This window comes from Sphingomonas arantia (genome assembly GCF_042682045.1).
In the GTDB taxonomy this organism is placed as follows: domain Bacteria; phylum Pseudomonadota; class Alphaproteobacteria; order Sphingomonadales; family Sphingomonadaceae; genus Sphingomonas_R; species Sphingomonas_R arantia.
Map to the genome: position 1 here is coordinate 1,071,832 of NZ_JBHUGS010000001.1, position 12,820 is coordinate 1,084,651.

Below are 12,820 nucleotides of genomic sequence, written 5' to 3' on the forward strand. Positions count from 1 at the left end.
GGGTTTGTTGCGAGGCCTTGAGCGTATTGCCTGGGCTGCTGTTGGCTTCTCGGCTTCGCTCGAAGGGTTCCTCGACTTCGCTCTGAATGGGCGGGTTCTGGAAAACAAACCCCGTTTGGTTCGAGCTTGTCGAGAACTCAGCGCCGAGTTCTCGACAAGCTCGAACCGAACGGGGTGTGGGGTGTGGGCCTGGGGGAGTTGCGCCAACCATCGGCCGTGCGTCCGGTAACGCCCCTCTCCCCAGCCCTCTCCCCGGAGGGGAGAGGGGGCCTTGTCGTGCGTGGGTTAGCGGGGTTGGACCGGGGTCACCGCGGCGACCGGGGCGGCGTCGCCGGGGCGGAGGGGGGGTGGGGGGCCTAGGCCGCCGCCGAGGGCCGCGTAGAGCGAGACGAGGTTTGTGAGTTCATTGCCGCGGAGCGTGATGAGGGCTTGTTCCGCCGAGAACAGGCTGCGCTGGGCATCGAGCACTTCGAGATATTGCGCGACGCCGTTCTGGTAGCGCGACTGGGCCAGCTGGGCGAGCGTGCGTTGGGCGGTGACGGCGCGGACCTGGGCGGCGATCTGTTCGCGCAGGTAGCGGCGGCCGGCGAGTGCGTCGGCGACTTCGCGGAAGGCGGTCTGGACGGTCTTCTCGTAAGTCGCGACCGCGATGGTTTCGCGAGCCCGCGCGACGGTCAGGTCGCCCTTGCGCGCGCCCCAGTCGAAGATCGGCAGCGAGATCGACGGACCGAAGCTCCAGCCCAGACCTTCCGGCCCGATCAGGTTGCCGAGTTGCGACGAGGTGTAGCCCGCCTGGCCGGTGAGCGTGATCGAGGGGAAGAACGCGGCGCGCGCGGCACCGACATTGGCACGGGCGGCGCGAAGCTGTTCCTCCGACTGGAGAATGTCCGGGCGGTTGGCGAGCAGTTCGGACGGCAGGCCGGCCGCGATGTCACGGATGATGCCCTGGTTGTCGAGCGTCGAGGCGGGCGCGAGCGTCTCCTCGTCGATCGGTTGCCCGACGAGCAGGCGGACGATGTTGCGTTGCTGCGCGCGCTGGTTGCGGAGCGAGGCGGCTTCGGTCTCGGCTTGGGTGAGCAGTACTTCGGCCTGGCGGTAGTCGAGCGCGGAGGTGACGCCGGCGTCGAGGCGGAGCTTGGCGATCCGCAGCCCTTCGCGGCGCGACGCGATCGTGCGGTCGGCGAGATCGGCCTGTTCGGAGAGCGAGCGCGAGGTGAGGTAGGCGGTGGCCAGATCGCGGATCAGCGACAGCCGGAACGCCCGTTCCGCCGCGACGGTGGACAGGAAGTTCGACCGCGCGGCCTCGCTGAGGTTCGCGACGCGGCCCCAGAAATCGAGTTCGAACGAGGTGACCGCGACGCCGACATTATAGGTGTTGAACGTGAAGCCGTTCGGCGTGTCGGCATTGCCGTCGGTCGGGATGGTGGTCGCCCCGCCGGTCTGGCTCTGGATCGAGGCGACGCCGACACGGCGGCGCGTGGCGCTGCCGGTTGCCGCGAGTTGCGGCAGCTGGTTCGCGCGCTGGATGCGGTACTGGCCGCGGGCTTCCTCGATCCGCGCGACCGAGACGCGCAGGTCGCGGTTGTTGACGAGCGCGATGGCGATCAGTTCGCGCAGGCGCGGATCCTGGAAATAATCCTGCCAGCCGATCGCGGTCGCCGCGACGGAACCACCCGCGGGCAGCACCTCGGCCGGATAGTCGGTCGCGGTGCTGAGCGCCGGGGTGACGTGCTTGGGCGCCATGTTGCACGCCGACAGTGCGGTGGCGGCCAGCAGCGGCCAGACGAGCCCGGCGCGCGCGAGGGGGGGACGATCATGCATGGGTCGGTTCCCCATCCTTGTGGCCATGGTCATCGCCGGTGTGCGCGTTGGGGGCGTGCGGCGCCTTGCGCGTCATCCAGCGGCGGACCGCGATGTAGAAGAGCGGGATGAAGAAGATGCCGAGGATGGTGGCCGCGATCATCCCGCCCATCACGCCGGTGCCGACCGCGCGCCGGCTGGCGGCGCCCGCACCCGTCGAGATGAACAGCGGCACCATGCCCAGAATGAAGGCGAGGCTGGTCATGATGATGGGGCGCAGCCGAAGCTTCACCGCCTCCATCGTGGCGTCGAATACGCTCTTGCCCTCGGCTTCCTGTTCGATTGCGAATTCGACGATCAGGATCGCGTTCTTCGCGGCCAGACCGATAATCGTGATGAGACCGACGTTGAAATACACGTCCGCCGAATAGCCGCGCATCATCGTGAACAGGATCGACCCGAGCACACCGAGCGGCACGACCAGCAGCACCGCGACCGGCACCGTCCAGCTTTCGTACAACGCCGCCAGCAGCAGGAAGACGACGATCAGCGACAGGCCGAGCAGCAGCCCGATCTGGCCGCCGGACTGGCGTTCCTCATACGAGGTGCCGGTCCATTCATAGTCGAACCCGCCCGGGACCTTTGCGACCAGCTGTTCCATCTCGGTCAGCGCGTCGCCCGTCGAATAGCCGGGCTTGGATTCGCCGGAGATCGAGGCGGAGGGGTAGCCGTTATAGCGTTGCAGCTGCGGCGGCCCGACCGTCCAGGTGGCGGTGGTGAAGGCGCCGAACGGGACCATGTCGCCCGCCGCATTGCGGACGCGCAGGTTGAGGATGTCCGCGGGCGTCATACGGTAGGGGGCATCGGCCTGAAGATAGACGCGCAGGACGCGGCCATCGCGGTTGAAGTCGTTCGCGTAGGCGGAGCCGGCCGCGATCGAGAGCGTGGTGTTGACGTCACCGATCGACAGGCCGAGCGCGCGGGCGCGGACGCGGTCGATATTGACCTTAAGCTGCGGCGCGGGCTCCATCCCTTCGGGGCGGACGTTTGCGAGCACCGGGCTTTGCGATGCCATGCCGAGGAGCTGGTTGCGCGCGGCGGTCAGTTCTTCCTCGCTCTGCCCGTTGCGGGCCTGGAGCCGGAAGGAGAAGCCGGTGGCGTTGCCGAGCTGTTGGATCGGCGGCGGGGTGAGCGTGAAGATGATCGCCTGTTTCACCGTCGACAAGGCACCGAGCGCCTTGCCGGCAAGCGTCGCGGCGCTGTTTTCCACGCCGGGACGATCCTCCCACGGCTTGAGGGGTGCGAACACCATCGCGGTCGACTGACCCTGACCGAAGAAGCTGAACCCGCGGACGGCGATGACGTTGGCAACCTGCGGCTGCGCATCGAAGAACGCCTGCGTGGCGCGGATCGCCTCGTCCGTGCGCTGGCGCGTGGCACCGGGCGGCGCCTGGATGACGGAGATGGTGTAGCCCTGATCCTCCGACGGCAGGAAGCCGCCGGGAAGCCGGGTGAACAGCAAAGCGGTCAGCCCGAACAGCAGCAGGGCGACGCCGAGCCAGCGGATCGGGCTTTTCAGCATGGTGCCGACGCCGCGCTGATATTTGTCGGTGGTGCGGCCGAACCGGTCGTTGAACCCGCCGAAGAAGCGCTGGACGAAGGGGAATCGCGAAGGCTTCTCCTCCTTCTCATGCGGTTTGAGCAGCGTGGCGCAAAGTGCCGGCGTGAGCGTGAGCGCGAGCAGTGCCGAGAAGGCGATCGAGACGACGAGCGTCACCGAGAACTGGCGGTAGATGCCGCCGGTGGAGCCGGGGAAGAACGCCATCGGCACGAACACCGCCATCAGGACGAGCGTGATGCCGACGATGGCGGTCGTGATCTGACCCATCGCCTTGATCGTCGCATCGCGCGGGGACAGATGTTCCTCCGCCATGATGCGTTCGACATTCTCGATCACGACGATGGCGTCATCGACGAGGATGCCGATGGCGAGCACCATGCCGAACAGTGTCAGCACGTTGATCGAGAAACCGAACAGCCAGAGGCCGAGGCAGGCACCGGCCAGCGCGATCGGGACGACGAGCGTCGGGATGACGGTGGCGCGCCAGTTCTGGAGGAACAGGAACATGACGAGGAAGACGAGGATCATCGCCTCGACCAGCGTCTTGATCACCTCATGCACCGACACCGTGATGAACGGCGTGGTATCGTAGGGGATCGACCAGGCGACGTCGGCGGGCAGGCCCTTGGCCAGTTCTGCCATGCGGGCCTTCACGCCTTCGCCGGTGGCGAGCGCGTTGGCGCCTGTGCGCAGCTGGATCGCCATACCGGCCATCGGTTTGCCGTTCAGTTCGGTGCCGGTGCTGTAGTCCTGCGCGCCCAGTTCGACGCGGCCGACATCGGCCAGCGTGACGGTGGACCCGTCGGGGTTCGCCTTCAGAATGATGTTCTCGAACTGCTGCACGTTGGTGAAGCGGTTCTGCGTAATGATCGTGGCGTTCAGCTCGCTGCCCTTGGCGACGGGCTGATCCCCCAGCGAACCGCCGGCGGTCTGGCTGTTCTGTTCGGTGACGGCGGCGAGCGCCTCGGCCGACGACAGCTTGTAGGTGGCGAGCTTGTCCGGATCGAGCCAGATGCGCATCGCATAGGGGCTGCCGAACAGGCGGATGTCGCCCACGCCCGGGACGCGGCGCAGTTCGTCGATGATCTGGTTGGTGGCGATGTTGCCAAGTTCGGTGCTGTCGGTCTCGCCACCCTTGGAGGTGAGCGCCACGATCTGCAGGAAGCCGGCGTTCGCCTCGCTGACGGTCACGCCCTGGCGGCGGACTTCCTCGGGCAAACGCTGTTCGACGCGGCGCAGACGGTTCTGGACGTCCATCTGCGCGGTATCGATGTTGGTGCCGGATTCGAAGTTGACCGTGATCGACGCGGTGCCGTTCGAAAGGCTGGTCGACGACATGTAGAGGAAGCCCTCCACGCCGTTCAGTTCCTGTTCGATCACCTGCGTCACATTCTGTTCGAGCGTGGCGGCATCGGCACCGGGATAGGTGACGGAGATCTGGAGCGAGGGCGGGGCGACGTCCGGATACTGCTCGATCGGCAGCGCGCGGAGCGCGAGGATGCCGCCGAGCAGGATGCCGAGCGCGATCACCCAGGCGAAGACCGGGCGGCCGATGAAGAAGCGGGAAAACATGGGGCCTAGCCTTCGTGAAGCTGGGAACAGGTGCGCACACGACCGGACCCGTCATGACGCGGCGGCGTCACGGGGCGGGTCCGGGGGGACGGCGGCGTCATCGGATCAGCGCTGCGCCGCCGCCGCCGGGGCGGCTGCCGGGGCTGCGGCCGGACGCTGGCCCGCGGGTGCGGCGATCCGGACGGGTGCGCCGGGCTGCGCCTTCTGCGCGCCGTTGACGATGACGCGGTCGCCGGGGCGCAGGCCTTCGGTCACGACCCAGTTGCTGCCCTGCAAGTCGCCGACGCGGATTTCGCGGATGGTGGCGATGTTGTTCTGACCGACGATCATGACGGTCGCGCCCTTCGGCCCGATGGTCACCGCACGCTGCGGCACGGTGATGCCGCGCGTGTCGGTGCCGGCCGAAACCTTCGCACGCACGAACTGCCCGGGCAGCAGGTAGCGGTTGGGGTTCGGGAATTCGGCGCGGAGCGAGACGGTGCCGGTCGATTCGTCGACCGACATGTCGAGGAAGTCGAGCCGGCCCTTCGGACCGTAGAGCGTGCCGTCTTCCAGCGCGAGCGAGACCTGGACCTTGTTCAGGTTGGGCGTCTTGACCAGCCCGGCGGCGATGTCGCGGCGGAGCTGCATCAGGTCGCTGCTCGATTGCGAGAAGTTGACGTAGATCGGATCGAGCTGTTCGATGCGGGTGAGCAGCGTGGCGCCGGTGGCGCTGACGAGCGCGCCCTCGGTCACTTCGGCGCGGCCGGCGCGGCCCGAGATGGGGGCGACGACATTGGTGTAGTTGAGCGTCAGGCGGGCACGATCGGCCTGGGCGCGCGCGTTGGCGACATCGGCCTGGCCGGTGCGCTGCTGCGCCACGGCGGCGTCATATTCCTGCTTGCTGATCGCCTGCTGCCCGACGAGCGGCTGGTAGCGGGCGACGACCTGAGCCGCATTGCGTGCGGAGGCTTCGCTGCGGCGCAGCGTAGCCTGGGCTGCTTCGAAGTCGGCGCGGCGTTCGCGCGGGTCGACACGGAACAGCAATTGGCCGGCGCGGACGTCGGTCCCTTCCTCGTATGTGCGCCGTTCGACGATGCCGTCGACGCGGGCGCGGACCTCCGCCGTGCGGATCGCCGCGACTCGGCCGGGGAGCTCGACGACATGCGCAACCGAGGTCGGCTGGATCGTCATCACTTCGACCTCGGGCGGTGGCGGGGCGGGGGGTGCCTCCTGCGCGCACGCCGGCAGCAGGAGTGCGAGCGCGAACGCAAGCGTGACGCCGGAGGCGCCGTTTTTCAGACTGGCGAACATGAGCAACGAGCCCCTTTTTGTTCTGTATCGGTCGATATGATGAACGATCGGTTTCGAGCGGACTCGACGCCTTGTGTCGCGGTATGTAATGTATCATACACTACGCGTCAAATCGCTTTTGCGCCGCAGCATGGAATCGCTATCAATGGGTACGGCAGACGAGCACACCCCCGAAATCGGGCGCCGCGAACGGCGCGCGGAGGCCATGATCGCCGCGGCGCGCGAGCTGTTTCTAGAGCGCGGTTTCGACGCGGTCAGCCTGACGCAGATCGTGCGGCGGTCGGGCGGGTCGCTATCCACGCTGTACGACCTGTTCGGCAACAAGCAGGGTTTGCTGGGCGCGGTCGTCGATGCGGAACGCTTCGACGGGATCGGGCGGTTGCGCGCGATCCTGTCCAAGGACGGTCCGCCGGTCGATGTGCTGATGGAGGCGGCGAGCCACCTGATGACGCTGATGGCCGATCAGCGGTTCGTCGACCTGATCCGGCTGGTGATGAGCGAGGCGCTGACGTCGCCGGAGTTCGCGGCACGCGTATATGCGGGCAGCAACCGGCCGTTGAAGGATGAATTCGCCGCGCTGTTCAGGCGTTGGAACGAAGAGGGGCGTGCCCAGGTGCCGGCGCCGGAGCTATCGGCGCATATCTTCAACAGCCTGTTCTTCCAGGCACCGCAATTGCGGGCAATCTTCGGTGATGATGACGCGACGCCCCCATGCGATCGGCAGGCGATGCTGCGTCATGGCGTGACGATGTTCCTGGCGGGGGCTGCAGTTCCGGTCCCGGCCTGACCCTGTCGTCGAAACGGACCGGGGCCGATCTCGAGGCAAAGTTGTCCGGCCCGCGATCCGGTTTGAATCGCGGGCCGGATTTTGATCAGGCGTCGTTGCCCTGGTCGTCGGCCGCAGCCTTCTTGGCGCGCGGCTTGCGCTCCGGCTTGGCGGGGGCGGCGGCGGGCTCGACCTTCTTGCGGCCGAGACCGAAGCTGTGGGCGAGTTCGCGGCGACGCTCGCTATAGGCCTTCGCCGTCATCGGATAATCCGACGGCAGGTCGAAGCGTTCGCGATATTCGGCCGGCGTCATGCCGTTCTGCGCGAGATGACGCTTGAGCATGGTGTACGGCTTCCCGTCGATCATCGACAGGATGTGGTTCGGGTTGGACAGCGACTTGCGCGCCGACACGGCCGGTTCCGGCTTCCCGGCTGGTTCCGGCTCCTGCGGCTCGCCCAGACCCGCCATCGCTTCATATGTCGCGCGGATCAGGCCGGGGACTTCGGCGGTCGCGACATTATTGTTCGACACGTGGGCAGAAACGATATCGGCGACGAGGCCGAGGAGGTCTTCGTTGGCAGGCATGGAATAGAGTGTCCTTTGTATCAGAGCGAGACGGCCGGTGGATTGCACGCGTTCCGAGCCTCGCAGTTGGTCACTTAGGGAGTTTGTATACACTATCCAAGTTAATGTTTCGATTTTTTATTGATTTTAGGTCGAACCTGCAATCCCGTCAGTAGATCTGAATTACCGATATGTCACATGCGTCTGTTGCGCGATGTTGCTGAACTGTTCTTGTCCGGACACGATCTGCCGCTTCGCCCTGCCGTCTCACGCAATCATTGGAAAATCTGCGTTTCGGCGTGGTCCCGCCACGGAAGAACGCAGAATTGCCTATAGTTAGACGCGGCATGGACAAGCGGGATCGGGTTGCCGATGAAGGTGCCGAAACGGATTTCGGCGTCCGGGGCCGCCACGGGATCGGGATGGAAGCGATGACGATATGGCGATGACCGGGCGGATCGTGCTGGCGCTGGTGTCCGGCCTGGCGGTCGGTGCCGGGCTCGCGCATGTTGGAGTCGCGGGGCCGTTGGCGGTGGCGGAGCCGATCGGGCAGGCGTGGCTGGCGGGGCTGCAGATGACGCTGGTGCCGCTGGTCTTCGGCTTGCTGGTGACGGGGATCGCGTCGGCGGCGCTGTCGGTGCGTGCGGGCGGCGTCGCGGGGCGGGCGATCCTGCTGTTCGCGGTCGCGCTGCTCGCGTCGGCGACGTTCAGCGCGGTGGCTACGTCCGCGATCCTGGCGTGGTGGCCCGTGCCGGCGGGCGGGGCGGCGGCGTTGAGCGGCGCGGTGGCGAGCGGTGCGGCGATCCCGGCGGGGGCGGTCGAGCCGTCGGCGGCGTGGCTGGTCGGGTTCATTCCGGTGAACCCGATCCGCGCGGCGGCGGACGGCGAGATGGTGGGCGTCGTGCTGTTCGCTTTGCTGTTCGGCTTTGCCGCGACGCGGATCGGGGAGGAGCGGCGCGCGGTACTGATCGCGTTCTTCGAGGCGATGGTCGATACGCTGCTGGTCGTGGTCGGCTGGGTCTTGTGGCTGGCGCCGGTCGGGGTGTTCGCGCTGGGGCTGGTTGCGGGATACCGGTCTGGACTGGCGAGTGCGGGCACGCTGCTGCATTATGTCATGGTCGTTTCTGCGGTGTGTCTCGCGCTGACTATGCTGATCTATCCGGTGGTCATGCTGTTCGGGCGGATCGGGGCGGGGCGGTTTGCGCGGGCGGCGGTGCCGGCGCAGGCGATCGCGTTCAGCACGCAATCGTCGATCGCGGCGCTGCCCGCGATGATCGCGGCGTGCGACGGACCGCTGGCGGTCGTGGCGACGGTACGGAGTATCGTGCTGCCGCTGGCGATTTCGCTGTTCCGCGTGACGAGTCCGGCGGCGAACCTGGCCGTCGCGATCTACATCGCGCAATTGTACGGCGTGCCGTTGTCGCTGGGGACGCTGGCGGTGGGGGTGATGGTGGCGGCGCTGGTGAGCCTGGCGGCGGTCGGGTTGCCGGGGCAGATCACCTTTTTCACGACGATCGGGCCAATCTGCCTGGCGATGGGGTTGCCGGTCGGGTTGCTGCCGCTGTTGCTGGCGGTGGAGACGGTGCCGGACATCTTTCGCACGACGGGGAATGTGACCGCGGACATGGCGGCGGCGCGGGTGATCGGGCGGCGGCGGGAGGTTTCGTAGACCTCCGGTTTGGTTCGAACTTTGCGCGGAGTTCTCGACAGGCTCGAACCAAACGGCGTGGGTGGGTTGTAGTTTACGCGTTCACCGGACTGTAGCGCGCATAGGACAGGTCGCTGTAGTCGATGTCGGGCGTCTTGCCGGTGATGAGGTCCGCGATGAGCCGGCCGGAGCCGCAGGCCATGGTCCAGCCGAGCGTGCCGTGGCCGCAGTTGAGCCAGAGGTTCGCGATCGGCGACGCGCCGACGATTGGTGGGCCGTCGGGCGTGGCGGGGCGCAGGCCGGTCCAATATTGGACGGCGTCGAGATCGGCGGCGCGCGGGAAGAGGTCGGTCAGGCTGAGGCGCAGGACCTCGGTCCGCTTCGACGGGAGGCGCGTGTCGAAGCCCGCGAGTTCGGCGGTGCCGCCGACGCGGACGCGGCCGCCCAGGCGGGTGATGCCGATCTTGTAGGTTTCGTCCATGACGGTCGACAGCGGCGCGCCGGTGGGGTCGGCGACGGGGGCGGTGAGCGAATAGCCCTTGAGCGGATAGACCGGCAGGTCGAGCCCAAGCGGGCGGGCGATGTCGGCGGAATAGCTGCCGAGTGCAAGGACGACCTCGTCCGCGCGGTAGGTCTGGCCGCCGGCGAGGACATGGTCGACGCGGCCGTCCTTTGCGACGATCGAGTCGATGTTGGTGTCGTGGACGAAGGTGACGCCGGCCTCGGCCGCCATGCGCGCCAGTTCGCGGGTGAAGAGATGCGCGTCGCCGGTCTCGTCACCGGGGAGCAGCAGGCCGCCCGCGATCGGCGCGGTGGCCGCGGCGAGGCCGGGTTCCTGCGCGAGCACAGCGGCGCGATCGAGCATGCGATGTTCGACACCGAGTTCGCGCAGGACGGTGACGTCCTTGATGGCGGCGTCGACCTGCTTCTGGGTGCGGAACAGCTGGAGCGTGCCGCCTTCGCCGTGATCGTAGGCGATGTTGGTTTCGGCGCGGAGCAGGCGCAACATGTCTCGGCTGTAGGTGGCGAGCCGCATCATGCGCGACTTGCCGGTGGCGTAGGCCTCCGCCGTGCAGGCTGCGTTGAAGCGGATGAGCCAGGCGAACAGCGCGCGGTCCATGCGCGGTTGGACCTTGAGCGGGCCATGCTTCATCGCGAGCCAGCGGAGTGCTTTCACCTGCATGCCCGGGCCGGCCCAGGGGGCGGAATAGCCGGGCGAAACCTGGCCGGCGTTGGCGAAGCTGGTCTCCATGCCGACGCCCTCGCGTCGTTCGATCAGCGTGACCGCGCAACCGGCCTGCGCGCAGTACCAGGCGGTCGCGACGCCGACCACGCCGCCGCCGAGGACGAGGACCGAGCGGCCGGTCATGCGCTTGGACCCATGAAGGTCGGGCAATAGAGGCGCGCTTCGGGTTGGATCACGGCAGGTCGGCTTTCGCAGGATAGTGGCATCGGAGACTAAATCCGTGGTGATCCGTCATGGTTCCGGTTGGGCGGCGCCGTCAACCGCCCGGTTTCAGGTGGCGGTCGAGGAAGTCGATCGTGGCCTCGTAGGCGCGGACCCAGCTGTCGTGGCGGATGAAGGAGTGGCGTTCGTCGGGGAGGAGCATGTCCTCGTAGGGGATGCCGCGCGCCTTGAGCATGGCGGCGAGCAGGAAGGATTGCGAGACGGCGACGTTGCGGTCGTCGTCGCCGTGGATCAGCAGGACGGGGGCGCGCCAGCTGTCGATCGAAGAGACGGGCGAGGATTGCCATTGCAGCAGGCGGGCGGCGTCCTGCGCGGCGGGGGTCAGGCCGGGGCTGGGCGCGCGGGTGAGATCGTGGACGCCGTGGAGGTCGACGCCGGTCGCGAACAGCGCGCTGTCGCGGGCGAGGCCGAGCGCGGTGAGGTACCCGCCCCAGCTGCCGCCCCAGAGCGCGATGCGGCGCGGGTCGACATCGGCGCGGGCGGCGAGGAAGGTGCCCGCGGCCCGAACGTCGCGATACTCGCTGGCGCCGTCGCGGCCGGTGCCGGGCGCATCGCGGAAGGCGAGGCCGTAGCCGGTGCCGCCGCGATAGTTGACGACGAGCACGTCATAGCCCTTCGCCACCATCGTCTGGTTGAGGATCCAGGCGTTGGAATAATAGCGCGAGGGGTGGAAGCCGAGCAGCATCTGACGCCGCGGGCCGCCGTGGAGGAAGATCAGTGCCGGGCGGCGGCCGGTGCCCGGGGCGCGGAAGTAGAGCGCGTGGACGGGGGCGCCATCGTCCGCGCGGAATTGCACGACCTTCGGGACCACGTAGCGGGCGGCGGGGGTGGCATCCTGTGCGCTCAGTGGGCTGGTGGTGCCGGCCTTGTTCACGAGCGCGACATAGGCCGGGTGGGTGGCGTCCGCGGCGATCGTCGCGACCGCGTCGCCGGCAAGTGCCGGGTAGGCGACGATCGCCGGGCCGGTGGCGATCGGTCTCGCGGTGCCGCCCGCGATGGGGCGACGCCAGACGCGGCGGCGTTCGAGGTCGCCGGCGTTGGCGGTGTAGAGCAGATCGCGTTTCGCGCGGTCGATCTGGAAATCCTCGACTTCGAAGTCGCCCGTCGTCAGCGCGCGCGGTGCGCCGCCGGTGGCGGGGACGGCGTAGACCTGCATCCAGCCGGTGCGTTCCCACGGGAAGATCAGGTCGCCGGTCGCCGCCCAGTAGAGGTTGCGGCCGCGCGTTCCGCCGTAGCGGTTGCCGGGACCGGACGGGGCGGCCCAGACCTGACGCGCGGTGAAATCGCGCAGGTCGACGACGCGGATCGACCAATAGGGGCCGCTGGCGACCGGGGCGGCGGCGGGTGGCGGGGTAAAGCGGATGAACGCGACGCGGGTGCCGTCGGGCGAGAAGACCGGTTCGACATCGTAGCCGAGCGCGGGATCGAGGTAGCGCATCGTCTTGCTGGGCACGTCGAACAAGGCGGTGACGGCGTGGCCGCTGCGATCGTTCTGGAACAGCAGGCGGGTGCCGTCGGGCGACCAGGCGAGCGGGCCGGCGCTGCCGTCGAACGTGGCGAGCTTGACCGGATCGCCGCCGGCGACGGGTGCGATCCAGAGCGTGCCGTCCGCGGTCCAGGCGACGCGGTCGGCGGTGGGGGAGAAGGCGGGGGCGTGTCCGGTGCCGAGGACGCGTTCGGTGCCGTCCGCGATGGTGCGGAGGTGGACCTCCTGCCGCGGCGGGGTGGCGAGATGTCCGGGATTGGGTGCGGCGGCGTCGGGATATTCAGGATCGCCACCGCGGACATAGACGATGTGGCTGCCGTCCGGATCGAAGGCGAGGTCGTAGAGGTCGAGGCCGTCATCCTGCGTGTAGGTGGTCAGCGCGCGGCCGGGGGTGCCGACGTCCGCGAGCCAGAGATTACGGACGCCGGCGCGGTTCTCGACCCAGGCGAAGCGCCGGCGGTTGGCCGCGCCGACCAGGTTGTTGGCGGTCGGCATCGCAAGCGCGCGGGCGATCGTGCTGGGTGGTGGTGCCGCCGGGGCGGCGATGGGGGTGAGCAGCGCGAGCAGCAGCAGGACGGTGGGGCGCAAGGCTGGTCTCCGG

General features: G+C 68.2%; 8 protein-coding genes. 2 read left to right on the plus strand and 6 right to left on the minus strand.

Features of this window, described 5'->3' with window-relative positions:
• Positions 1-285 precede the first annotated feature (285 nt).
• From ACFSGX_RS05160 to ACFSGX_RS05170, 3 genes are all read right to left on the minus strand, one after another.
• Positions 286-1,821: an efflux transporter outer membrane subunit gene (locus ACFSGX_RS05160; RefSeq protein WP_380927969.1), complete on the minus strand. Its 1,536-nt coding sequence runs from the start codon at positions 1,819-1,821 to the stop codon at positions 286-288.
• Entirely contained in the window at positions 1,814-4,993 is a 3,180-nt protein-coding gene (locus ACFSGX_RS05165) for an efflux RND transporter permease subunit (RefSeq protein WP_380927971.1), read from the minus strand. The genes ACFSGX_RS05160 and ACFSGX_RS05165 overlap by 8 nt, the downstream gene beginning before the upstream one ends.
• Positions 4,994-5,098: 105 nt before the next feature.
• The gene (locus tag ACFSGX_RS05170) at positions 5,099-6,286 is read right to left on the minus strand and encodes an efflux RND transporter periplasmic adaptor subunit (protein WP_380927973.1); all 1,188 of its coding nucleotides are present in this window, start codon (positions 6,284-6,286) and stop codon (positions 5,099-5,101) included.
• A gap of 145 nt (positions 6,287-6,431) precedes the next feature.
• Between ACFSGX_RS05170 and ACFSGX_RS05175 the strand changes: the two genes are divergently transcribed.
• On the plus strand, positions 6,432-7,073 hold the full coding sequence (locus tag ACFSGX_RS05175) for a TetR/AcrR family transcriptional regulator (protein WP_380927975.1): 642 nt from the start codon (positions 6,432-6,434) through the stop codon (positions 7,071-7,073).
• 85 nt (positions 7,074-7,158) lie between these two features.
• Here the strand turns inward: ACFSGX_RS05175 and ACFSGX_RS05180 are convergent, their stop codons facing one another.
• Positions 7,159-7,638, minus strand: a complete 480-nt coding sequence (locus ACFSGX_RS05180) for a Ros/MucR family transcriptional regulator (RefSeq protein WP_380927977.1) — start codon at positions 7,636-7,638, stop codon at positions 7,159-7,161.
• Between the two features lie 418 nt (positions 7,639-8,056).
• Here ACFSGX_RS05180 and ACFSGX_RS05185 point away from each other — a divergent pair, with 418 nt between their 5' ends.
• On the plus strand, positions 8,057-9,286 hold the full coding sequence (locus tag ACFSGX_RS05185; RefSeq protein ID WP_380927979.1) for a dicarboxylate/amino acid:cation symporter: 1,230 nt from the start codon (positions 8,057-8,059) through the stop codon (positions 9,284-9,286).
• A 73-nt stretch (positions 9,287-9,359) separates the two neighbouring features.
• Here ACFSGX_RS05185 and ACFSGX_RS05190 read toward each other — a convergent pair whose 3' ends face one another.
• Both ACFSGX_RS05190 and ACFSGX_RS05195 read right to left on the minus strand, forming a co-directional pair.
• Positions 9,360-10,634, minus strand: a complete 1,275-nt coding sequence (locus tag ACFSGX_RS05190; RefSeq protein ID WP_380927981.1) for a D-amino acid dehydrogenase — start codon at positions 10,632-10,634, stop codon at positions 9,360-9,362.
• 133 nt (positions 10,635-10,767) lie between these two features.
• Positions 10,768-12,807, minus strand: a complete 2,040-nt coding sequence (locus ACFSGX_RS05195; protein WP_380927983.1) for a S9 family peptidase — start codon at positions 12,805-12,807, stop codon at positions 10,768-10,770.
• Between the last annotated feature and the right edge of the window lie 13 nt (positions 12,808-12,820).